General features: G+C 53.5%; 20 protein-coding genes. 9 read left to right on the top strand and 11 right to left on the bottom strand.

The window, feature by feature from the left end; all coding sequences use genetic code 11:
- Positions 1 to 31 precede the first annotated feature (31 nt).
- The gene (locus GUC22_RS12140) at positions 32 to 1,708 is read right to left on the bottom strand and encodes a ShlB/FhaC/HecB family hemolysin secretion/activation protein (RefSeq protein ID WP_116943639.1); all 1,677 of its coding nucleotides are present in this window, start codon (positions 1,706 to 1,708) and stop codon (positions 32 to 34) included.
- 413 nt (positions 1,709 to 2,121) lie between these two features.
- On the opposite strand from GUC22_RS12140, the gene GUC22_RS12135 reads away from it, so the two are divergent.
- Positions 2,122 to 2,610, top strand: a complete 489-nt coding sequence (locus GUC22_RS12135) for a DinB family protein (protein WP_116954145.1) — start codon at positions 2,122 to 2,124, stop codon at positions 2,608 to 2,610.
- Positions 2,611 to 2,754: 144 nt separating this feature from the next.
- Complete coding sequence (locus GUC22_RS12130) at positions 2,755 to 3,033, top strand: hypothetical protein (RefSeq protein WP_004136290.1); 279 nt, start codon at positions 2,755 to 2,757, stop codon at positions 3,031 to 3,033.
- 145 nt (positions 3,034 to 3,178) lie between these two features.
- On the opposite strand, the gene GUC22_RS12125 is transcribed toward GUC22_RS12130, so the two are convergent.
- On the bottom strand, positions 3,179 to 4,210 hold the full coding sequence (locus GUC22_RS12125) for a methionine synthase (RefSeq protein WP_004136288.1): 1,032 nt from the start codon (positions 4,208 to 4,210) through the stop codon (positions 3,179 to 3,181).
- A gap of 27 nt (positions 4,211 to 4,237) precedes the next feature.
- Positions 4,238 to 5,215: a DUF1852 domain-containing protein gene (locus GUC22_RS12120; protein WP_024358047.1), complete on the bottom strand. Its 978-nt coding sequence runs from the start codon at positions 5,213 to 5,215 to the stop codon at positions 4,238 to 4,240.
- A 593-nt stretch (positions 5,216 to 5,808) separates the two neighbouring features.
- Here GUC22_RS12120 and iraP point away from each other — a divergent pair.
- Positions 5,809 to 6,120, top strand: coding sequence for an anti-adapter protein IraP (gene iraP, locus GUC22_RS12115; RefSeq protein ID WP_024358046.1), 312 nt, complete (start codon positions 5,809 to 5,811; stop codon positions 6,118 to 6,120).
- A 195-nt stretch (positions 6,121 to 6,315) separates the two neighbouring features.
- On the opposite strand, the gene GUC22_RS12110 is transcribed toward iraP, so the two are convergent.
- From GUC22_RS12110 to GUC22_RS12100, 3 genes are all read right to left on the bottom strand, one after another.
- Entirely contained in the window at positions 6,316 to 7,533 is a 1,218-nt protein-coding gene (locus GUC22_RS12110) for a diguanylate phosphodiesterase (RefSeq protein WP_049085585.1), read from the bottom strand.
- A gap of 139 nt (positions 7,534 to 7,672) precedes the next feature.
- Positions 7,673 to 8,107: a GNAT family N-acetyltransferase gene (locus tag GUC22_RS12105; protein ID WP_064342750.1), complete on the bottom strand. Its 435-nt coding sequence runs from the start codon at positions 8,105 to 8,107 to the stop codon at positions 7,673 to 7,675.
- A 386-nt stretch (positions 8,108 to 8,493) separates the two neighbouring features.
- A complete protein-coding gene (locus GUC22_RS12100; RefSeq protein WP_024358044.1) occupies positions 8,494 to 9,564 on the bottom strand; it encodes a LacI family DNA-binding transcriptional regulator in 1,071 nt (356 codons plus the stop codon).
- 209 nt (positions 9,565 to 9,773) lie between these two features.
- Between GUC22_RS12100 and GUC22_RS12095 the strand changes: the two genes are divergently transcribed.
- Both GUC22_RS12095 and GUC22_RS12090 read left to right on the top strand, forming a co-directional pair.
- Positions 9,774 to 12,881 (top strand): beta-galactosidase, encoded by a 3,108-nt coding sequence (locus tag GUC22_RS12095; protein ID WP_160183530.1) that lies wholly within the window; start codon positions 9,774 to 9,776, stop codon positions 12,879 to 12,881.
- 55 nt (positions 12,882 to 12,936) lie between these two features.
- Positions 12,937 to 14,187 carry an MFS transporter gene (locus GUC22_RS12090; protein ID WP_160183529.1) on the top strand — a complete coding sequence of 417 codons (1,251 nt, stop codon included), beginning with the start codon at positions 12,937 to 12,939 and terminating at the stop codon, positions 14,185 to 14,187.
- A 62-nt stretch (positions 14,188 to 14,249) separates the two neighbouring features.
- On the opposite strand, the gene GUC22_RS12085 is transcribed toward GUC22_RS12090, so the two are convergent.
- The 3 genes from GUC22_RS12085 to GUC22_RS12075 all read right to left on the bottom strand — a co-directional run bounded on the left by GUC22_RS12085 (position 14,250) and on the right by GUC22_RS12075 (position 15,984).
- Positions 14,250 to 15,338, bottom strand: coding sequence for an AAA family ATPase (locus GUC22_RS12085; protein ID WP_049086495.1), 1,089 nt, complete (start codon positions 15,336 to 15,338; stop codon positions 14,250 to 14,252).
- Positions 15,339 to 15,440: 102 nt separating this feature from the next.
- On the bottom strand, positions 15,441 to 15,701 hold the full coding sequence (locus GUC22_RS12080) for a hypothetical protein (protein ID WP_004136273.1): 261 nt from the start codon (positions 15,699 to 15,701) through the stop codon (positions 15,441 to 15,443).
- A 28-nt stretch (positions 15,702 to 15,729) separates the two neighbouring features.
- Positions 15,730 to 15,984, bottom strand: coding sequence for a hypothetical protein (locus tag GUC22_RS12075; protein WP_004136271.1), 255 nt, complete (start codon positions 15,982 to 15,984; stop codon positions 15,730 to 15,732).
- 380 nt (positions 15,985 to 16,364) lie between these two features.
- Here GUC22_RS12075 and GUC22_RS12070 point away from each other — a divergent pair, with 380 nt between their 5' ends.
- Entirely contained in the window at positions 16,365 to 16,637 is a 273-nt protein-coding gene (locus tag GUC22_RS12070; RefSeq protein ID WP_004136268.1) for a DUF883 family protein, read from the top strand.
- 62 nt (positions 16,638 to 16,699) lie between these two features.
- On the opposite strand, the gene GUC22_RS12065 is transcribed toward GUC22_RS12070, so the two are convergent.
- Positions 16,700 to 17,011 (bottom strand): hypothetical protein, encoded by a 312-nt coding sequence (locus GUC22_RS12065; protein WP_049089008.1) that lies wholly within the window; start codon positions 17,009 to 17,011, stop codon positions 16,700 to 16,702.
- A 163-nt stretch (positions 17,012 to 17,174) separates the two neighbouring features.
- Here GUC22_RS12065 and GUC22_RS12060 point away from each other — a divergent pair, with 163 nt between their 5' ends.
- The 3 genes from GUC22_RS12060 to GUC22_RS12050 all read left to right on the top strand — a co-directional run bounded on the left by GUC22_RS12060 (position 17,175) and on the right by GUC22_RS12050 (position 19,242).
- On the top strand, positions 17,175 to 17,714 hold the full coding sequence (locus GUC22_RS12060) for a DUF2058 domain-containing protein (RefSeq protein ID WP_004136266.1): 540 nt from the start codon (positions 17,175 to 17,177) through the stop codon (positions 17,712 to 17,714).
- Positions 17,715 to 17,828: 114 nt separating this feature from the next.
- Positions 17,829 to 18,305, top strand: coding sequence for a cold-shock protein (locus tag GUC22_RS12055; protein WP_004136265.1), 477 nt, complete (start codon positions 17,829 to 17,831; stop codon positions 18,303 to 18,305).
- Between the two features lie 325 nt (positions 18,306 to 18,630).
- Complete coding sequence (locus GUC22_RS12050) at positions 18,631 to 19,242, top strand: hypothetical protein (RefSeq protein WP_049089007.1); 612 nt, start codon at positions 18,631 to 18,633, stop codon at positions 19,240 to 19,242.
- A gap of 428 nt (positions 19,243 to 19,670) precedes the next feature.
- On the opposite strand, the gene dcp is transcribed toward GUC22_RS12050, so the two are convergent.
- Positions 19,671 to 21,713: a peptidyl-dipeptidase Dcp gene (gene dcp / locus GUC22_RS12045; protein ID WP_160183528.1), complete on the bottom strand. Its 2,043-nt coding sequence runs from the start codon at positions 21,711 to 21,713 to the stop codon at positions 19,671 to 19,673.
- Between the last annotated feature and the right edge of the window lie 84 nt (positions 21,714 to 21,797).

Below are 21,797 nucleotides of genomic sequence, written 5' to 3'. Positions count from 1 at the left end.
AGCCGTCATAGCCCCTGCTGTGTGCCGGCAGTTAAAGTGAAACGGTGGCCTGCCAGTAAACCACGTGTTTATCCGGAGTGAGTCTGTCGGGGTACGACAGCGGCACCCCCAGCGTCAGGGACTGGCTGAACCAGCGGCCAGCCAGCTCCAGTCCGACGGAAGCCCCTGTCAGCGTTCCGCCGTCGGTTATCCCTTCCTGGCGCATGACATGCCCGGTATCCAGTGCACCCGTTGCTGAGAATGCCCCCACGCCCGGCACCGTCATCCATTGCCATGTCAGTTCATTGCGCCAGTAGCTGCCGCGGTTACCGCTGAGATACTGCTCTTTAAACCCCCTGACCGAATACTGCCCTCCGACGGACAGTTGCTCACTGGCGTAGAGTCTGTCAGGCGTGGTCTGCCCCCAGGCTGAGGTCAGCCAGTACACAGAGGATGTCATGGGGTAAAACCAGCTTACGCTAACGCTGAAGCGCCGGAATTCGCTGCGGGGCAGGCCGGGATGCGCCGGGTCATCACGTGTCGCGCCGGCGAACGGGACGCCGTGAGAAAGGGACGGACCCAGCGTGAGATAGCCTCCACCGATACTCCGGCTGTAGCTCAGTCCGGCAGTCACGCTGCTGAGCGTCGGGCTGCTGACGTCAAGACGTACGCCGCCCAGCCGGTTTTCGGTTTTCCGGCGGGATAAGGCGACATCCAGCGCCAGACGTTGCTTACCGTCACGCAGTAGCGTCCGGCTGGCGGCCAGCCGCTGTGACTGCACGGTGCCTTCATAGCGCCAGCGCTGCGGGGCCCCACTAACAGAAAGCGTCTGATAAAAATCGGACCACGCATATTGCGCGCTGAACAACCAGTACCCGTAAGGAACCGAAACGCCGGCCTGAATATTACGGCTGCGTCTGTCATGGTGAAACTCACTGTCCCTGCCTGCGGCCAGCGTCCACTGGTCCGCCAGGCTCAGCGGATTGTCTGCTGTCAGACGGGCATTCAGCTGTCCGCTGCCGGTACTTTTCTGCCCGCTGTTATCTGCGCCCACATCAAGACTGACGGGAAAACGCTGGCTGACCGGTACCAGCGTTACCCGGGAAAAACCTTCCCGGCTCCCCGGCAGAATATCTACGGTCAGTGGACGTGAGTTCAGACGGTTAAGCTGCTCCAGACCTTGTTCAGTATCCCGGAGATTGAGTACCCGGCCCTCCGTCCGGGGAAAAGCCATCCTGATGGCATTTTCCTCATGCCCCTCCAGCGTGACGGCTTCCACCTTCCCTTCTGTGACGGCAATGACCAGCGTTCCTCCGGAAATATCCTGTTCCGGTAGCCAGGCGCGTGAAGTGATGAATCCCCGGGAAAGGTAGTCCTGGGTGACATCCCGCACCCGCTCCCGGATATCCGGGAGCGTCATACAGCCCTGTAACGGGATGGTCGTCAGTTTTCGCACGGCAGAGCGCGGGAGCACTGTGACGTTCTCCAGCCGGATATACCGGAGCTGAAAACACTGACCGTCTGGTTCTGAAGGGGGTGCTTCCGGGAGAGAGGGCGCGGATGTGGAATGGCGGAGCATATCGCGCTGCTGTTGCGTCTGTTCCAGCAATGCCTTTTGTTGTTGCTCAATGGCATTCTGGTCCGCAGGACTCAGGGGCGCTGCCGGGAGGGCTGTTGCAGTGAGGCTGCCCAGCAGAATCCCATACCTGGGAAATGACACACACGACATCAAAAACTCCGTTTTCTGAAATGTTGTGCAATTTAATGTAATGATTTGTAATCTGATGTCCATTTGATTTTCACATTTATTCGATATTTGCGCCGAAAATTCAGCCTCCATGATGTGAAATTAACCTTCACCTTAAATACAAAATATTGCTCGATAGATCTTATGCATGCGACAAGCAGCGGATTTTTCACGCCGCCAGGGTACATGGTTGGGTTATCTTTATTTGTTGATAGCGGGTTTGAATGAAAAAACGAGGTGACAAAAAGCAGCCGTATTGCATTCGCAGGAAAAACGACACGCTGATTCAAAGGAATGACATAATTTCTACTGCAGGGTGCTGCCTGTCAGGATGAGAAGATTTCCCTCTGCATATGTTGCTGATATGATGGTTTAATGTAAAACGGAGGCGATATATGGGTGCGGATCAGGTAGTTACGTTATTTAAGTATAAGCAATGGATAGACGCAGAAACGTTACAAGCAATAAAACGTGTTGATACCTCGGTTTATGCCCATAAACACCATCTTATGCTCAGGCTCATGAATCATATTTATGTGGTGGATATGATTTTCAGGGCTAATATTAGCGGGCAAAAACACGGTTACACAGCGCTTAATACGCCAGAGACACCGTCTGCTGATGAACTTTTGTCAAAGATGACCGAATGTACAGACTGGAATATTCAATATGTGAGCACCATGAGCGCCGTTGATTTTTCGCATAGTATAGAATTCCGCTTTGTCGATGGCGGGAAGGGTGAAATGAAAGCACTGGATATGCTCAATCATGTACTTTTTCATGGTACGTATCATCGCGGCGCTCTCGGTTGGTTGCTTTCTGAATGTGGCGTGACCCCGCCTAAGGATGTATTAACCGTCTTTCTCAGAGATCATAATCACTAGCAGCAGGCAGTAAGGACCATCTGGATTTCATATCCAAATGGTCCTTTCGGAGCCAACGATCGTGTCCGCATCGGCTAATGCCGATCGCAGGCTGGTTCTTGATAAGCTATGTTATGCTTTAAAAACTCGGACAAGGAACGGCACATGCACATCAATACCAAAATGAGGATTGCGGCCCTTTTATACCTTATGGCCGCGTACGCCGTTGCCCTGCCGGCGCTTGCGCTGTTTACAGATCTGGTGATAAACGGTGGCATTATTGATATGTGGAAAAGCGCGTATTCATTTGTCGACCTGCTTGTCCGGCGTAAAACGCTTTATCTGCAGTTTGCCGGGCTGGGCGCTATTCTGGGCTTTATCTACTGGCTGTTTTTCTTTAGAAAATACCGCCATTACGATCCACTGGATAAATATTTTAAATAACTAGCGACGCTGCGTATGAGTATTTCCCTGCCGATAACCGCTCCGTGAGATATTAAAGCAGAGCCAGCAGCAGCGCCGCTGCCGCTGTTGCATTCGCTGGACATCTGCCAGCAACGGCGATGCTTTCCTGCCCTTTGCCAGCGGGCTATTTTCCCTGGAGCTCCCTGCGGATAATCTCCGCCCCGGCGCTTAACGCCTGCAGTTTACCTGCAGCAACCCGGCGAGATAACGGCGCCATGCCGCAGTTGGTTGACGGATAGAGTTTATCAGCTTCCACAAACTGGAGCGCTTTGCGTAAAGTCGCGGCCACCTCTTCCGGCGTTTCAATGGTATTGGTTGCCACATCTATGGCTCCAACCATGACTTTTTTACCGCGAATCAGCTCGAGCAGATCCATAGGCACCCGCGAGTTATGGCACTCCAGTGAGATAATATCGATGTTGGATGTTTGCAGCTTAGGGAACGCTTCTTCATATTGGCGCCACTCGGTTCCCAACGTTTTTTTCCAGTCGGTATTGGCCTTGATGCCGTATCCATAGCAGATATGGACCGCGGTTTCGCATTTAAGCCCTTCGATCGCTCTTTCTAACGCCGCGATGCCCCAATCATTGACCTCATCAAAAAACACATTAAAGGCTGGCTCATCAAACTGAATAATGTCGACGCCGGCGGCCTCCAGCTCTTTGGCTTCCTGGTTAAGTATCTTCGCAAATTCCCAGGCCAGTTTTTCGCGGCTTTTATAATGAGCGTCATAAAGCGTATCAATCATGGTCATGGGACCCGGCAGCGCCCATTTAATCGGTTGTTTGGTCAGCTGACGCAAAAAACGCGCATCTTCAACGAATACCGGTTTTTGTCGCTCAACGGCCCCTACCACGGTTGGTACGCTCGCGTCGTAGCGATTGCGGATTTTAACGACTTCGCGTTTTTCAAAATCAACGCCGCTGAGATGCTCGATAAACGTGGTGACAAAATGCTGACGCGTTTGCTCGCCATCGCTGACGATATCGATACCGGCGCGCAGTTGGTCGAATAAGGACAAACTCAGCGCATCTTTTTTGCCGTCGATTAATTCCTGATCGTGTAATTTCCAGGCAGACCACAGTTTCTCCGGCTCAGCAAGCCAGGAGGGTTTCGGTAAGCTGCCAGCCGTTGAAGTTGGTAATAATTTTTTCATTATCGATAACCTTATCTATGCGATGTCTTAAAGAGCGTAATGAGCAGACCATTGCTGCAGAATATTTTTATACGGTTTAATAAAATGCTCTTCGGTATACTTCCCCTGCTCTACCGCCAGCTGGCTGCGCTCTTCACGGTCGTAAACAATTTTTGTTAACGAATGGTCCTGATGATGCAGATCGGGCTGGTAGCAGAGTCCTGCAGCAGAGTTCGCATTGTAAATCTCCGGGCGGTATATCTTCTGGAACGTCTCCATCGTGCTGATGGTGCTAATCAGCTCAAGACTCGTATAATCGCTCAGCAAATCCCCCGAAAAATAAAATGCCAGAGGCGCGACGCTGTTTTTCGGCATAAAATAACGAACCTGCAGGCCCATTTTGCCAAAATATTGCTCAGTCAACGATGAGGCGGTAGGCCGGTATTCGAGGCCCAACACCGGGTGTTGATTTCCGGTCTGGTGATAGGTGTCTTTGCTGGAGACGCTAAGGCAGATGACCGGTGTTTTTTTGAAATTGGCCTTGTACTGCGCTGAATTGACGAAATCTTTAAATATATTGCCGTGTAAATCGCCAAACCCCTCGGGAATGCTAAAACCTGCTCGCCCTTTATTATGTTCTAACAACACTACGCTAAAGTCGTAATCGCGAACGTACGAGGAGAAATTATTGCCGACAATACCGTCAATGCGTTTATCCGTCTTTTTGTCAATAATGCCGGTTTGCAATATTTCAATCACCGGAAAAGTATCGCCGGTGGCGTTGATCTTCATTTCGGCTGAAATAATTTCCAGCTCAACCGCGTAGCGATCGCCTTTGGGATTATCCCAATGCGCCAGGTTGTTGAAACGGTTGTTTATCATGGCTAACGTGTTGCGCAGATTCTCCCGGCGATTTTCCCCTCTGGCTAAATTAGCAAAGTTGGTTGTAATACGCGTATTTTCAGAGGGGTTATAGTTTTCATCAAACAAAGTGCGTTTAATAGTATAGGTAAATTGTTGATTCATCGCAGATGTGCATCCTAAGTTCTGAGAGAAAAACCGCAGTCCTTTCTGATGGTTGCAGGCTGGCGCACGCTTCCATAAGCGGTCTTCATCTTCATATTATCTATATCGAATACAGCATGTTATGCCAGAGTCATTAGATGAGTAAAAGCGAGTTAATTTCATTACAACATGAGCCATATTCATGGTCGGGCGTCAGACCATGCCGCAGCTTGATGGACAGAGATAGCCGCTCTTGCAAACGCGTTTATCCTTCCGGCCAAACATCCTAAAATTTTCCGCTTCGCCCGCTACGCGTTGATGCTGAAGCAAGAAACATCAGAGGTCGGCCGGGCTTAACACAACTTCAAGTCTGCCGTCTTTCTTGTCAACAACCGCTCTCTTCATGCTCTCTTGCGCGCTGTCGGGCGCGATCGCTGGAGGAAAAATGGAAGAGGGAGCGGCGCGTTTTCATGCTTTATTTTGGTGATGTCTAAAACCTGACTATCGCTACTGATATTTTTTCTGGCATATTTATGTTCTATGGTTATTTCGGACTGTCAACGTCGAATATAGCCATCAACAACCCGCTCTAATTGATTGATTTGAGGGATACAATGAATAATGTCATTCTCAGCATAATTGCTAAAATTTCTGCCATGGATGCCGAAAGTAAGCAGCTTGCTGCCCAGGTCGAGGCGCAGTCTTTGCTCATTAGCGCTCTGATGCTTGCTATTGGCAAGGAAGGCGGCGTCGCGGAATTAGTTAGCAGCGTAACGAAAGCGATAAATTCGGTACTGGAATCATCTGAAGACGTTCTGAAGACGGACGCAGAACTGCTTCTGACCAAGTTTCAGGAACAAATAGCGCTCACGCAGTTGATAAACACCCACGAAGATGAAATCAGTCATGACGTGCTCGATGATTAACAAAGGTCAGTTTGTTATAGATTGAGAATAGGCATAGCTTGCAGTTAGGCATGAGCTTACCGGCCATCATCAACGCTTGGCCGGTTCAGCAAATACCGTTCAGCTTCAGAAAACAGGGATGATCCAGGTTGAATACTCCATTTCTACTCGCCTGCGCTGCTGCTGGAGGCAAACCGCTCAGTATATTAAGGCATATCAGACTTCACTTTTTTTCACAGGCCAGCGTATGTCACCGACGCCGTTGACTTTCGGCGTGGCAAATAAAAAGCCCTGGAAACGTTTGATACCCGCAGATTCGAGCCAGCACCACTCCTCTATCCGCTCTATGCCTTCAGCAACCACGGCAATCTCAAGTTCACGGCAGCAGTTGATGATCGATCTTACCACCGCCTGTTTAGGGCCGCTCTGATGGATGTCGGTAATAATCTCGCGATCGATTTTAACTTTATCAGGCTGAATTTTTGTCAACAACGAGAGTCCAGCATAACCGGCGCCAAAATCATCAATTGCCAGCCCCATACCAGAGACGCGCAGTTTTTTTATCGCGCTGCTGAACTGGCTAAAACCGGAGATCATTTCATCTTCCGTCACCTCCACGATCACCTGTTCGGGTACCAGCCCCTGTTTTTTTATTTCCTGCAACAGGTATTCAATGGCGTCAGGAATAACAACCAGCGACATCGGAAGGATATTAATGGATATTTTATGGTCGCCAATATTGATTTCTTTCGCCAGGGCAAAGGCAACTGATTTCGCTTTGAGATCAACTTCATAACGTTGCTCTTGCGGAATCGAGGCAAAGAAATTAGCAGGACTGCCGCCCTCTTTATCACGAATAAGCGCTTCAAGCGAAGTGATATTCCCGGCCAACGGTTCGATAATGGGCTGGAAAGCAAACTGACAGCATTGACCGGCAAAAAACGATTCTTGCGGCACATGAAATGTATGTTTACGCGAATGAAGCGACCATTGGTCAGGCCGTAAAAAGGGTGACGGCGCGGCAACGCTTTTTTGACTGATAAAAGTATGGATAAATTTATAGACGCGCTCTTCGGTGGAAAGATAACCTTTCAGCTGGCTAAGCTGACGCACCTTTCTCAGGACGTCAGCGGTTTGCAGTTTATTCAGGTCAAAAAACATCATCCCTACGTTTTCAAAGCGCCGGCGCGGCGCGTAATCACGCATCAGCTCGACAACCTGAGAGTGGCGTTCGTCTTGCTTGATCTTGCTGAATAGCTGCTCAAGCACGCACTCATCGCCCTCAAGTATCTGAAGGTAAACATTATCTTTTAAAAGAAGTATGCCCGTAATCCCGCGTGCTGCGTTCTCAGCATTCGCTTTTTCAACCAGCAGTATGAGATCGGTTTCTTGTGTTAAATGCATCTGACTTCTGTAAATCAGAGTGGTCAGCATAATCCCATCCAGATGTTTGCCAGGAGAATGAGACTGTGTAACACAGTTTACCCTTTTAACCCAGGCTATCTGTCATCATTAACTGGGCCGGCTATAGCCGACTCAGGTTTGGTATATGCATTTTTTTAAGCGGTATTTGCTAGCCAACAAATCCCTGTTCCCGCATACGCGCTATCGTCTCTTCGCTGGCGCAAACCATGCCCGTCGCCAGCATTTCAAAACCGAAACGGCGATAGAAATCTATTTTATCCACCACCGAGTAGATAAAGGTTTTGCCGTACGGCCGCAGCTCATCGCTGACCGCCCGCATCAGTTGCTGGCCGTATCCCTTACCCTGGCAGCGCGGGTGCACCGCGACATCCGCCAGATAGCTGCACCAGGTCAGGTCGCTAATTGCCCGGGCAACGGCAATGAGCTGACCGTTTTCATAGCCGAACCAGCAAAAGGTACTATGACGAAACGCGCGTTCAACCAGCGCAACGTCCCGCTGATTAAGCCCTGCGGCGGCGATGGTCTCCGCCACCGTCTGCCAGTCAACCGAGTCAACGTGCTCTTTTCCTTTTAATATCATCATGACCTTGCCTTTACTCGCCGCTATTGGCTTTCAGCATAGCCGAATGGTGCTAAAAGAAGAGCATTCTGTCGCTTCATGCGCTACAGCATTTTATGCTGGGGCAGAAACTATAGCCCCGGGAAACTTTTTGACACGCGGGCGACAAAACAGCGTATTTATGCTTTACCCAGCCGATTTAACGCGCAACCAGCAGAATTAAATAAAATAACGTCATTTCCCGTTGGCAAAAAAAGGCCAAAAAAAACCGCCATGTGACTGGCGGTGAATAAATGCTTGCATGGATAGATTGTGTTTTGCATTTTTACGTTCAGGGGATAAATCTCCTGAGTACGTTTGTTGAATAAGCTATCACACGCAACATCAATGAAAGCTAAACGGCCCGTTGCTTACAGCTTTTCCACCAGCGCTTTGAGCTGCGCAATGAGCTCGCCTTTCTCCCTCTCCTCATCTCCCGCATAGGGCCAGGTGGAATGACGGATAATCAGGTGCGTCGGCAGCAGCTCGCGAATTTTTATCTGCGGAGCGGCCATGAGCTGGATGAGCAGCTCTACCGCCCGCTTCCCGAGAACATTAAAATCCTGGGCGACGGTGGTCAGCGGCGGCTGGAAATAGAGGCTATCCGCCGTGTCGTCATAGCCGGTGACCGAGATAGCCTGGCTGCCGGTGCGGTTAAGCTGCGCCAGCGCGCTCAGTACACCAAGCGCCATCTGATCGTTAGCCACCACGATGGCGCTGATGCGCGGATGGTGATGCAGCAGCTCAAAAGTTTTGTGCCAGCCACTGGCGGCACTCCAGTCGCCAAATACCGTCACCGCATTACTGACCCCCAGCCGGTGCAGCGCCTCGCGCCAGCTGCTCAGGCGCATGCGCGCGGAGATCGAGCTTTCCGGCCCGGCGAGCAGGCCGAACTCGCGGTGCCCGGCGTCCCAGAGATGACGCACGCAGGCGCCGCAGCCGTCGCGGTGATCGAAACGCACGCTGCAAACGTCGGCCTCCGGCGAGACGTCAAGAAACAGACAGGCAATATCGGGATTCTCCGCCACCAGCCGCTCCGCGAGACTGCTTTCCAGCGGCAGGCTGATAATCGCGCCGCGAATATGCTGGGCGCGAAACTCATTGAGCCTGGCCTGCAGCGACGGATAATCGATCTGCACCGGCATCGCAATGGAAACTTCAAGCTGATGCAAACCCGCATAGCTTTTCACCGCCGCGGCGATTTGCGAAGGCGCGTGCAGCGTTAGCGAGGCGGTAATCAGCCCAATCGACGGCGCGGATTTACCCGCCAGCAGCTGCGCAGAACGGTTCGGCACATAGCGCAGCGCCTGCATCGCGCGGATCACTTTATCGCGGGTTTTTTCAGACACCACGTCCGGATTATTCAGCACCCGGGAGACCGTCTGCTGGGATACCCCGGCCTCGCGGGCCACATCTTCTAGCGTTGCCGATCGACGCTGCATAGCGCGCTCCTTCCCTATTTTGAACCCTCAATGTCGCCCGCTAACATTTTATGTTTAAAGGACGACAAAAATCAGCCCTTTTCCCAGCTTTTCGTGATCGCCGGTGGGTTTCATTTTCGCCATTATTGCGGCCCTGACGAAAATAACTGATAACAAATTTACATTGTCTAGCGAATGACATTTTTCTCACTTATCCGTCAGGTATGCGTATGCAACAACACGACTCAATCTCCGCCGCAGGAGCGACATTTCATCAGGTTCTCGTCCGCGAAGACTGGCAAAACCAGACCATTACCCATCTCAACCGTTTACCGGCCCACCCGACGTTCGCCAGCTGGCGCGATCCCGACGCGGCGCGGGAAAACCGGCCTTCGGCGTCTCGTCGCCGGCTTGACGGCCAGTGGCAGTTTTCCCTGGACCGCAGCCCGTTTGCGGTGGATGCCCGCTGGCTGGAAGACGATCTGCCGGACAGCCGCAGTACGCCGGTGCCATCAAACTGGCAGATGCAAGGCTACGACGCCCCAATCTACACCAACGTTCGCTATCCAATCGATACTACGCCGCCGCGCGTGCCTGAGGAGAACCCGACCGGCTGCTACTCGCTGACGTTCAGCGTTGATGAGGACTGGCAGGCCAACGGCCAGACGCAGATAATCTTCGACGGCGTTAATTCAGCTTTTCATCTGTGGTGCAACGGTGAATGGGTCGGCTACTCGCAGGACAGTCGCCTGCCCGCGGCCTTCGATCTCTCGCCATTCCTTCAGCCCGGCGATAACCGCATCTGCGTCATGGTGATGCGCTGGAGCGCGGGAACCTGGCTTGAAGATCAGGACATGTGGCGCATGAGCGGGATCTTTCGCTCGGTCTGGCTGCTGAACAAACCGACCCTGCACCTCAGCGACGTTCAGCTCACGCCGCAGCTCGATGCGCTTTACCGCGATGCCGAACTGCTGGTGAACGTAAGCGTTGCCGCGCCGGTCGCGCAGTTGGAAGAGCTGACGGTGAAGGTTGAGCTGTGGGATGAGGATCGTCTGGTCGCCAGCCACCGCCAGCCGCCGGGTTCGCCGATTATCGATGAGCGCGGCAACTATGCCGAACGCGCGGCGATTCGTCTGCCGGTAGAAAAACCGGCGCTGTGGAGCGCGGAAACGCCAAACTGCTATCGGGCAGTCGTCTCCCTGTGGCGCGGCGATGAAACGATCGAGGCGGAAGCCTGGGATATCGGCTTTCGCCGCGTTGAAATCAAAAACGGCCTGCTGCTGCTGAACGGCAAACCGCTGCTGATCCGCGGCGTCAACCGCCACGAGCATCACCACCAGCGCGGCCAGGTGGTGACCGAAGAGGACATGGTGCAGGATATTCTGCTGATGAAGCAGAACAACTTCAACGCCGTGCGCTGCTCGCACTATCCAAACGCTCCGCGCTGGTATGAGCTGTGCAACCGCTATGGCCTGTACGTCGTTGACGAAGCCAATATTGAAACCCACGGCATGGTGCCGATGAATCGTCTTTCCGACGATCCGGCCTGGCTCCCGGCCTTCAGCGCCCGCGTCAGCCGCATGCTGCAAAGCAACCGCAACCACCCGTCGATTATTATCTGGTCGCTGGGAAATGAATCCGGCGGCGGCGGCAACCATGAAGCGATGTATCACTGGCTGAAGCGCAACGACCCCTCCCGCCCGGTGCAGTACGAAGGCGGCGGCGCCGACAGCACCACCACCGATATTATCTGCCCGATGTACGCCCGCGTTGAACGCGACCAGCTGATTCCGACGGTGCCAAAATGGGGGATCAAAAAGTGGATCAGTCTGCCGGGCGAGCAGCGACCGCTGATCCTCTGCGAATACGCCCACGCGATGGGCAACAGCCTCGGCAACTTTGCCGATTACTGGCAGGCCTTTCGCGACTATCCGCGCCTGCAGGGCGGGTTTATCTGGGACTGGGCGGATCAGGCCATCAGCAAAACCTTCGACGACGGCAGCGTTGGCTATGCCTACGGCGGTGATTTTGGCGATAAACCGAACGATCGCCAGTTCTGTATGAACGGACTGGTTTTCCCCGACCGTCGCCCGCACCCTTCATTAATTGAGGCCAAACACGCGCAGCAGTACTTCCAGTTTGCCCTGCTCGCGCAATCCCCGCTGCGGATCGGCGTCAGCAGCGAATATCTGTTCCGCGCCACCGATAACGAAGAGCTGCGCTGGCAGGTTCAGGCCGCCGGAGAAACCTTTGCCGAGGGGCAAGTGAAGCTTGAGCTTAGCCCTGAAGGCCAGAGCGAGCTGACGCTGTGCGAGGCGCTGGCGCTGCCCGCCGGCGCCGAAGAGATATGGCTAACGCTGGAGGTCGTCCAGCCGCAGGCCACCGCCTGGTCCGACGCCGGGCATCGCGTCGCCTGGCAGCAGTTCCCGATCGCCGCCCCGCTGGCGCTGCGTCGCCCTGCCCCTACCGGCACGGCGCCAGCGCTGGACGGCAGCGACGCCGCCTGGACGGTGCGCAGCGGCGCGCAGCAGTGGACGGTCGACCGGGAAAGCGGCCTGTTAACCCGCTGGCAGGTGGACGGCGTGGAACAGCTGCTGACGCCGCTGCGCGATCAGTTTGTGCGCGCGCCGCTGGATAACGATATTGGCGTCAGTGAAGTGGAGCGTATCGACCCCAACGCCTGGGTCGAACGCTGGAAAAGCGCCGGGCTGTACGGCCTCAGGGCCCGCTGCGTAGCGTGCGACGCGCAGCGTCTGGCCCATGAAGTGGTTATCGATAGCCGCTGGCACTATCTGCGCGGCGACGAAGTGGTGATTGTCAGCCACTGGCGGATGACGTTTGATAGCGAAGGCAAGCTGCATCTGGCGGTCGATGGCGAACGCGCCGGCACCCTGCCGCCGCTGCCGCGCATCGGGCTGACGTTCCAGGTTCCCGACCAGCAGCAGCCGGTCAGCTGGCTGGGCTACGGCCCGCATGAGAACTATCCGGACCGCCGCACCAGCGCCTGTTTCTCCCGCTGGCAGCTGCCGCTGGAAGAGATGACCACCCCTTACATTTTCCCGACGGAAAACGGCCTGCGCTGCGATAGCAAGGCGCTGGACTGGGGGCGCTGGCACGTAGGGGGCGATTTCCACTTCTCCGTCCAGCCCTATAGCACCGCGCAGTTAATGGAGACCGACCACTGGCACCGGATGAAGCCAGAAAAAGGCGTCTGGATTGCGCTCGATGCTCAACACATGGGCATCGGCGGCGACGACTCCTGGACACCCAGCGTGCTGCAACAGTGGCTGCTGCTTGAAAGACAATGGCAGTATCAGTTAACGATTCACTTCCAATAATAATCGGGGGCGAAAGCCCCCAACCTGACAGGCATAATAATATGGAATATTCACAATGAAACTCTCTGAACTCGCGCCACGAGAACGGCATAACTTTATTTATTTCATGCTGTTCTTTTTCTTTTACTATTTCATTATGTCAGCCTACTTTCCTTTTTTTCCGGTGTGGCTGGCGGAAGTTAACCATTTAACCAAAACCGAGACAGGGATCGTCTTCTCCTCCATTTCGCTATTCGCCATCATTTTCCAGCCGGTATTTGGCCTGATTTCCGATAAGCTCGGCCTGCGCAAGCATCTGCTGTGGACGATTACGATTTTATTAATCCTGTTTGCCCCCTTCTTTATTTTTGTTTTCTCGCCATTGCTGCAGATGAATATCATCGCGGGCGCGCTGGTGGGCGGTGTATATCTGGGGATCGTTTTCTCCAGCGGCTCCGGGGCGGTAGAAGCCTATATTGAACGCGTCAGCCGCGCCAACCGTTTTGAATACGGTAAAGTGCGCGTCTCAGGCTGCGTCGGCTGGGCGCTGTGCGCCTCCATCACCGGTATTTTGTTTAGTATCGACCCCAATATTACCTTCTGGATCGCCTCCGGTTTCGCGCTGATCCTCGGCGTGCTGTTGTGGGTCTCAAAACCGGAGAGCAGCAATAGCGCTGAGGTTATTGACGCCCTGGGCGCCAACCGTCAGGCCTTCTCAATGCGTACCGCCGCCGAGCTTTTGCGGATGCCGCGCTTCTGGGGCTTTATTATTTACGTGGTTGGCGTCGCCAGCGTCTATGACGTTTTCGACCAGCAGTTCGCCAACTTTTTTAAAGGCTTCTTCTCCAGCCCACAGCGCGGCACCGAAGTCTTTGGCTTCGTGACCACCGGTGGGGAATTACTCAATGCGCTGATCATGTTCTGCGCGCCGGCGATTATTAACCGAATTGGCGCCAAGAATGCCCTGTTAATTGCCGGGTTGATTATGTCAGTGCGAATTTTAGGCTCGTCTTTCGCCACCTCGGCGGTGGAAGTCATTATATTAAAAATGCTGCATATGTTTGAGCTCCCGTTCCTGCTGGTCGGCACCTTTAAATATATCTCCTCGGCATTTAACCCAAAACTCTCGGCGACGCTGTTCCTGATCGGCTTTAATTTATCGAAACAGCTTTCAGGCGTGGTGCTCTCGGCGTGGGTAGGACGGATGTATGATACCGTCGGCTTCCATCAGGCTTATCTGATCCTGGGCTGTATCACCCTGAGCTTTACCGTTATTTCGCTGTTTACCCTGAAAGGCAGCAAAACGCTGCTGCCGGCCACGGCATAACACCAGGCCGCCGGAAAGCCTCCGGCGGCGATTCGTTTCCGGGCCGGATTAGGCCCGTGCCGCTAGTCGGCGATCCGCGTTTCCCCGTCGCGATTTTCCAGCCCGTAAAGTCGTGCTTGCGCCATGGACGAAATTAGCTCCGCCAGCTCGGCGGAGTGGCTGGTCAACCAGATTTGGCTATAGCGCGAAGCTTCGACAATGAGCCGGGCCAGCGCGGGAAACATCTGGCGATGCAGGCTGTTTTCCGGCTCGTTAATGGCCAGAAATGCCGGAGGACGCGGGCTCAACAACGCCACCGCCAGGCACAGGAAGCGCAGGGTGCCGTCGGACATCTCCGCCGCCAGTAAAGGCCGCCAGACGCCGTTGCGGCGCATCTTTACCGAGAAACGCGAGTTTTCGTTTTCACAGTAGAAGGTGCACTCCGGAAAGGCTTCGCCGAGGATCTCATGCAGCAGCTCTTCGGCGCCGATTTCCACGATGGTCTGAAAGGCGGCGGCGAGGTTGTGTCCATCGCTGTCGAGCACCGGCGAGCGATAGCCGACCGTCGGATGGCGCAGCGGCGAGAGCCTGCCGATATTGAATTCGTGATAAAAGCGCCAGCGGCGCATGGTTTCCCTGACCCGCGAGACTTCCGGAAAGCGATGCGGCTCGCCCAACTGGCCAAAAATCGATTCGTTCTCGTAAATCGCGTCGGTAAAGGTGCTGCGCTCCCCGTTGACGTCGACCAGGAACGCGGCCTGATTTTTACGCTCCAGCACGCGCGATGACGGGCGTCGGGAAAATCCCGCCAGCCAGATCGACTCCTCTTTAACGATCGGATCCAGCTGAAACTGGGTGGGATAAGGCAGTTTTTCCGGAAAACCCACCTGCAGCTGGTAGTCAAACTCATCGGTCAGACAGCCAATCTGCAACCGTCGCGGAAAGCGGTCGGTCGGTGCGCTCGGCCCGCACCACATAATATTTTCCAGACCGCCCTCATCGCTGATATAGCCGGAGAACTTCCCGTCGGCGCAGGCGGTTAACAGGTGGATGGCTTTGTAGATATTGGATTTACCGCAGCCGTTGGGGCCAAAGACGATATTCAGCGCCCCGAGTTCCAGCTCAATATCCCTGACCGATCTGAAATTTTTTATCCGAATATGGTTAATCATAGATTCCCGAAACTGAGAAAAGCGTTTTGCGCTACGGTGTCGGAGGCACAAGAAAAACGAAATATGATCCGACCGGACGACAGATCGCCGCCCGGCACCGGCTCAACTGAAGAATTTTTTCATACCGCGGGTTAGCGCCACGCGTTTGAGTTTGTCCGTATCCTCATGGCTCTCGTTGAAAACGCCAAAAAAATAGCATTCATCATCAATGGTTTGCGACACGATCCTGTAGCTCAGCGGCTGGCCGGATTTCGCACCGTACTGCGCAGGGGTCACGGAAACCTCCGTCGCGTTATCGGCAACGCTAACCATCAGGCCGTCGCCCTTCCCTCCAACCAGCATCACCTTAATTAACGGGTGCACCATGTCCCTCCCGGGTTGAGGTCAATGATTAATTGTCGATGGCCTTGGGCTGGCAGTTGGCCGTTGAGCCGCTGTGGCCGGACTTGTCTTTAGCAGAGACCGGCTGAGCGCCCTCTTTGCCCACAACGGGCGGTAACGGCACACCGTCTTTGTCCACCGCAGGCGGCGCCGTCCGGCAGGTCGCCGTTTTGCTGGCATCTGCGGCCCACGCAGGCGTTTGCAGACTCAGGATCGCCAGGGGAGCAAGCCATATCGCGTTCTTCAGTACATTCTTATAGTTCATACCGGCCTTGAGTTAAAAAATTTCTTTCTTATGCTGCGCTAAGCGCTGATTATTAGTAGCAAAAGCTGACAAATGATGAAGGAAAAAAGAGGAATTGTGAATATCAATAGTTCTTATTTATGAATCGCCACCTTTCCCGCAACGGCGTTTGCGGATCTTATCGCCAGGAATTAACTTAATCAATTGAAATAATGGGGCTGCTACTCATTCTGGCCAGGTTTTTGCGCAATCAACTTAGCGCTTCTGAGGTCGAAACAGCAGCCTGGTTTATATCCCAAACGTTGTAGAAAATTCCTGGAGTGGGCTATACCGCAGGCTGAGCATTGGTACTTCGCCTGTCAGCCACTAGACTTAAATAAGTCAAACGAAAGGAGACTCCCATGTCATCACAAGATTATGAAAACGACGCGCAGAATCTGGCCGACAAAGTCGGTAATAAAGTGAATGAATTTGCCGGGGAAGCCCAGCAGCAATTTGGTGATGCGGTTGATTCGCCGAAACATCAGCTAAAAGGCGCGGCCCGGAAATACGCTGCTCAGGCTTCGGATGCCGTTTCAGAGGTCTCTGAGCGCGTCAGGGAAAATCCCCTAACCGGGCTGCTGGCGGCCGGCGCCATCGGGCTGGTGATTGGCTTGCTGGCGGGAAGGAAATAACCTATAAGGCCCTTTGGGCCTTAATTTTTGAACCTCAAGCACACCCTTATGCATAAGCCAACTCAGATCGCCACAACGTCAGCAACCTCAAACTGAAAAACGTACGGGTCGGAGAGCAGCTGATACCGCTCATCATCCGCATAGGTTACCGCCACGTGATAGTCTTCACCGGCAAAGGCGATGACGGCATCCAGATTATTCCAGTACGTGGCCAGAAAAAAATGTTCCCACTCCCCCTGCGTTTCCCGCCTGACAAACGCCCCCGCGTTGCCGGTGATGTCCCGAGAATGTTGCACGCCTGTCGCCTGCAGATGAAGCGCAAACGCATCGCCAAACGCCACGGGAACACAGCCGTGCCAGGTTCTGACAATCATCACCAATCTCCATAATCAATTACACAAAGTGCATTTATAGCAAATAAATAGCAAAAAAAGAGAATTTTTATGCACTTCATAACAAGCAAACCATACCGCATGGTACATACCCGACATTTGCAGGTATAATCTCACTCATTATTCAGCGGATTCAGATACCAAGATGACAAAACTCACCTTACAAGAGCAGATGCTAAAAGCCGGACTCGTGACCAGCAAAAAAATGGCCAAAGTTCAGAGGACGGCGAAAAAATCCCGCGTTCAGGCCCGTGAAGCCAGAGAGGCGGTGGAAGAGAATAAAAAAGCGCAGCTTGAGCGAGATAAGCAGCTTAGCGAGCAACAAAAGCAGGCCGCGCTATCGAAAGAGTATAAAGCGCAGGTTAAGCAGCTTATTGAAATGAATAAAATCGATATATCCAAAGGCAATATTGATTTTAACTTCACGGATAACAACTTTATTAAAAAAATCGCCGTGGATAAACTGACCCAGGCGCAGCTGATTAGCGGCCGTCTCGCCATTGCCCGTCTGGCTGGTGATAATGACGGTGAGAGCCAATACGCGATTATCCCGGCGAGCGTAGCGGATAAAATCGCCCAGCGCGACGCCAGCAGCATTGTTTTAAACAGCGCGCTGAGTGCGGAAGAGCAGGACGAAGACGATCCGTATGCTGATTTTAAAGTTCCCGATGATTTGATGTGGTAAGCAACGCGGGCCTCCGCAAACCGGAGATTCAGGCGTAGTCTATGCGGGCATTGTGCTTTACGCTGCCCGCGGCAAAAATTGAGTAGATAAACGATTAACCAGGCGGTAACGGCGATGAACGGAACGATCACAACATGGTTTAAAGATAAAGGTTTTGGATTTATCAAAGATGAAAACGGCGATAATCGCTATTTTCATGTGATTAAAGTTGCCAACCCTGAACTGATTAAAAAAGATGCGGCTGTTACGTTCGAACCCACCACGAATAACAAGGGTTTGTCAGCTTACGCGGTGAAAGTCCTGCCGGAAAGCAAATATATCTATATTGCAGGCGAGCGGATTAAGCTTACGTCGATCAAATCTTTCCTGGTATACAGCGAGGAAGAGCCCGCCGATGCCCGCATTGATAAAGAGAATGCGGTACTCTCCGTGGGCCTGTTGATGGGAAATATCAGGCCAAAATCCGCCGCGAAGCCCGGCGAAATGCGCTCGGTGAAAAAGCTGGCTATCACCACCTTCCAGGGGAGCACCCTCATTTTCTCGGAAGATGAGATTGATATTGAGGCCACCGTAAAACTGCTTAAAGTGTAACAACATACAGTAAACCAAACCGGGCTCCGCGCCCGGTTTGAGACTTATGACCCACCCGTTTTCAACATCTGCCCCATATCTCAGCCGGGCGGTGGCTAACCGGTAGCGCCAAAACCCAGGAGGCGAAATTAATTGCAGCGCTGAGCTAAACGCAATATTTATATACGCTCCTGCGCGCGATCGCTCTATCTCCGTAAATTAAATTCCTCAGAATAAGCTAATTCGCATCATGTGTTAAAACCAGGGTTATTATACAGCACAAAGTGAACAGCATTTAGATTCGCATCATTTATCCTCGTAGCCAAAAACAAATTTGGTGATGTTGATGACTATATTTAAAAGCTTACTCTCCTTTCTTGGTGCGGCTTGCGCCAGCGCATTTGTGGTACTTAGCCTGTGGGTCGATATATACTTTTGGGATTATAATATTTCGGAACTATCACTGACCGAAATTGTACAGGAGTCCGTTTTAACAGCCATCGTATTTATTCATTTCCTGCTTGCCTGGCGGTATAAAGCTATGCGCTACTGTAATATTCTGGTTGGCGGTTTTTTCCTTGCCATGCTAATTCGCGAACTGGACGCCCTTTTTGATCTCATTGCTCACGGTAGCTGGGTATGGTTTGCGCTGATTGCAGCTCTTTTAGCCTTAATTCATCCAGTTATTCATTATCGTCAGACCCTGCACCAGCTAGCACAATATACTCGTACCCCCTGGTACGGCCTATTAATCAGCGGCCTGTTGGCTATTCTGGTCTTCTCCCGACTCTTCGGCATGCAAGCCTTATGGCTGGCCATTCTCGATGGCGGTTACGTTCGGGTGGTAAAAAACGTCGTAGAGGAAGGCTGCGAATCATTCGGTTATATGCTTTGTCTCACCGCCTCGATTGGCTATTTTTGCACTTTTCGCGAAACGTTAGCGCAGAAATCATATTGAACCATCCGCTCTTAACGGCTGTCCCGCAAAACAGAGGTTTTGCCGAGTTGAGGGGGCGAACGCTTCCCTACTCCAGGTTCCTTCTGCCAATCTTGATGGCAGGCGTAACGCCTTGATGTCATAAGTAAGGTAAGTCCTAAATATTCTCAGCGCTTAACTGTTTAATGGTTTTGCCCGCAGCGCGAGGATAAAATTTCGCTGCTATGGTACTGCCTCCATAGCAAATTGCTCACCTGCAGCTCTTGCATACGGTTCGCAGGTGAGCAACCTCACCCGCAGTGAAAAATGCAAATGCGTGCCGGGCATGCCCGGGCACTGCTGCAGAGTAACCTCGCAAATCCTGACGAGTCTGAGCATTCCTTTTCGGGAAAAAAGACAAAAAAACCGGGCGCTGTGCCCGGTCTTCTTCTACTCGTCAAAACGCTCGACTAACTCAGCCCGCGGTTTTCCAGCATCGGTTCAATCTGCGGATCGTGTCCGCGCCACTGGCGATAAAGTTCAGCTAAATCAGTGCTATTACCGCGAGACAAAATCGCTTCGCGGAAGCGCTGGCCGTTTTCACGGCTTAAACCACCCTGCTCAACGAACCACTGGTAGCCGTCGTCCGCTAGCATCTGCGTCCACAGGTAAGCGTAATAACCCGCGGCGTAGCCGCCGCCGAAAATATGCGAGAAGTAGCTGCTGCGATAGCGTGGCGGCACCGCGGCAAGATCCATACTCTCCGCGTGCAGGGCCGCGGCTTCAAACGCATCCACGTCCTCGGGTAGCTTATCCACCGTAACGCTGTGCCAGCGCATATCCAGCAGCGCCGCCGCGAGCAGTTCGCTCATATCGTAGCCTTTATTAAACTTCGCCGCGCGGAACATGCTGTCGCGCAGCGCTTCCGGCATAGCTTCCCCGGTTTGATGATGCCGCGCATAGTGGGCAAACACCTGCGGCTCGCTGGCCCAATGTTCATAAATTTGCGAAGGAAACTCCACAAAATCGCGCGGGGTATTGGTTCCTGACAGGCTGGCATACTTCTGGCTGGCAAACAGGCCGTGCAGGGTATGACCAAATTCGTGGAATAAAGTGATGACCTCATCCCAGGAAAGCAGCGCGCTGTGTCCGGCTTTGGGTTTCTGATAGTTACAGACGTTGTAGATAACCGGATGCTGCGCTCGCAGGGTCGATTGTTCGACAAACACGCCCATCCATGCCCCGCCACTTTTACTATCCCGCGAGAAGTAGTCGCCGTAGAACAGCGCGATCCCCTCGCCGTTAGCGTCGATAATTTCCCATACCTGTACGTCAGGGTGATAAACCGGAATATCGAATCGTTCGATAAAGCGAATACCGAACAACTGTGTCGCCGTCCAGAACACGCCATCGCGCAGGACGCGGTCGAGGGCAAAATAGGGTTTTAACTGCGCTTCATCGATGGCAAATTTCGCCCTGCGCACCTGCTCGGCGTAATAGAGCCAGTCCCAGGCCGCCGCGCGGAAATCGCCCCCTTCATTATCAATAACCTGCTGGATTTCCGCCAGCTCCTGCTCGGCCCGCGCCCTTGCCGCCGGGGCGATTCGTCGCATAAAGGCAAACGCCTCCCCCGGCCCTCCCGCCATCTGATCGGCCATTGACCAACTGGCAAAGTCGTCCGCGCCCAGCAGCTGCGCTTTACGCGCGCGAATTTCCGCCAGCCGCAGCACCAGCTCGCGGGTATCATTCGCATCGCCCTTCTGATTGCGCGTCCAACCGGCCGCAAACAAGTTCTCTCGCGTCTGCCTCTCCTGCAGCGAGAGCAGCGCGGGCTGCTGGGTGGTATTGAGTAAAGGCAGCAGCCAGCGACCGCTTAATCCCTTATCCTGCGCGGCCTCTGCCGCTGCGCTTATCTCCTCGTCGCTAAGTCCCGCGAGCTGATGGACATCCTCCACCACCAGACCGCCAGATTTTACCGCCGCCAGCAGGCGCTGCTGAAACTGGCTTTGCAGCGCTGCCGCTTCGGTATTCAGCGCGCGAAGCGCCGCTTTTTGCTCATCCTCAAGCATCGCGCCCGCAAGGGTAAAACGTTGCCAGGTCACCTCCAGCAAACGCCGGGATTCGCTATCCAGAGAGAGCGAATCCCGCTGCTCCCACACTCGCTTCACCCGCTGAAAAAGCGCATCGTTAAGCCAGATATCATTCGCCAGTTCCGCCAGCTCGGCGGAAAACTGCTCATCAAGCGCCTGAATAGTCGGGTTGGTCTCCGCTCCCGCCATCGCGAAAAAGACGTTCGTCACCCGCGCCAGCAGCTGGCCGCTCTGCTCCAGGGCCTCCAGCGTGTTGGCAAAATCAGCCGGCTGGGGGTGATTAACGATGGCGGCAATCTCCGCGCGCTGGCGGCGAACGCCCTCGTCGAAGGCCGGACGGTAATGACTCACGTCAATCACATCGAAACGCGGCGCCTGATAAGGCAGCAGGCTGACGCTGAAAAAAGGATTGTTCTCCGACATCTTCATCTCCTGAATACGATTATTCTGTAAGATTAGGCAACTCATTGATTGACCGCAATGATTACTCTGTTAACCGCCGCGATC

Source organism: Klebsiella sp. MPUS7 (assembly GCF_009905335.1).
Taxonomy (GTDB): domain Bacteria; phylum Pseudomonadota; class Gammaproteobacteria; order Enterobacterales; family Enterobacteriaceae; genus Klebsiella; species Klebsiella grimontii.
Note: the sequence above shows the minus strand (reverse complement) of the source record. Positions and strands in the feature narration are given on the sequence as shown.

Excerpts from the sequence above, each read along its gene's own strand:
- GUC22_RS12140 (WP_116943639.1), bottom strand. The coding sequence starts at position 1,708 with ATGTCGTGTGTGTCATTTCCCAGGTATGGGATTCTGCTGGGCAGCCTC.
- GUC22_RS12135 (WP_116954145.1), top strand. The coding sequence starts at position 2,122 with ATGGGTGCGGATCAGGTAGTTACGTTATTTAAGTATAAGCAATGGATA.
- GUC22_RS12130 (WP_004136290.1), top strand. The coding sequence starts at position 2,755 with ATGCACATCAATACCAAAATGAGGATTGCGGCCCTTTTATACCTTATG.
- GUC22_RS12125 (WP_004136288.1), bottom strand. The coding sequence starts at position 4,210 with ATGAAAAAATTATTACCAACTTCAACGGCTGGCAGCTTACCGAAACCC.
- GUC22_RS12120 (WP_024358047.1), bottom strand. The coding sequence starts at position 5,215 with ATGAATCAACAATTTACCTATACTATTAAACGCACTTTGTTTGATGAA.
- iraP (WP_024358046.1), top strand. The coding sequence starts at position 5,809 with ATGAATAATGTCATTCTCAGCATAATTGCTAAAATTTCTGCCATGGAT.
- GUC22_RS12110 (WP_049085585.1), bottom strand. The coding sequence starts at position 7,533 with ATGCTGACCACTCTGATTTACAGAAGTCAGATGCATTTAACACAAGAA.
- GUC22_RS12105 (WP_064342750.1), bottom strand. The coding sequence starts at position 8,107 with ATGATGATATTAAAAGGAAAAGAGCACGTTGACTCGGTTGACTGGCAG.
- GUC22_RS12100 (WP_024358044.1), bottom strand. The coding sequence starts at position 9,564 with ATGCAGCGTCGATCGGCAACGCTAGAAGATGTGGCCCGCGAGGCCGGG.
- GUC22_RS12095 (WP_160183530.1), top strand. The coding sequence starts at position 9,774 with ATGCAACAACACGACTCAATCTCCGCCGCAGGAGCGACATTTCATCAG.
- GUC22_RS12090 (WP_160183529.1), top strand. The coding sequence starts at position 12,937 with ATGAAACTCTCTGAACTCGCGCCACGAGAACGGCATAACTTTATTTAT.
- GUC22_RS12085 (WP_049086495.1), bottom strand. The coding sequence starts at position 15,338 with ATGATTAACCATATTCGGATAAAAAATTTCAGATCGGTCAGGGATATT.
- GUC22_RS12075 (WP_004136271.1), bottom strand. The coding sequence starts at position 15,984 with ATGAACTATAAGAATGTACTGAAGAACGCGATATGGCTTGCTCCCCTG.
- GUC22_RS12070 (WP_004136268.1), top strand. The coding sequence starts at position 16,365 with ATGTCATCACAAGATTATGAAAACGACGCGCAGAATCTGGCCGACAAA.
- GUC22_RS12065 (WP_049089008.1), bottom strand. The coding sequence starts at position 17,011 with ATGATTGTCAGAACCTGGCACGGCTGTGTTCCCGTGGCGTTTGGCGAT.
- GUC22_RS12060 (WP_004136266.1), top strand. The coding sequence starts at position 17,175 with ATGACAAAACTCACCTTACAAGAGCAGATGCTAAAAGCCGGACTCGTG.
- GUC22_RS12055 (WP_004136265.1), top strand. The coding sequence starts at position 17,829 with ATGAACGGAACGATCACAACATGGTTTAAAGATAAAGGTTTTGGATTT.
- GUC22_RS12050 (WP_049089007.1), top strand. The coding sequence starts at position 18,631 with ATGACTATATTTAAAAGCTTACTCTCCTTTCTTGGTGCGGCTTGCGCC.
- dcp (WP_160183528.1), bottom strand. The coding sequence starts at position 21,713 with ATGTCGGAGAACAATCCTTTTTTCAGCGTCAGCCTGCTGCCTTATCAG.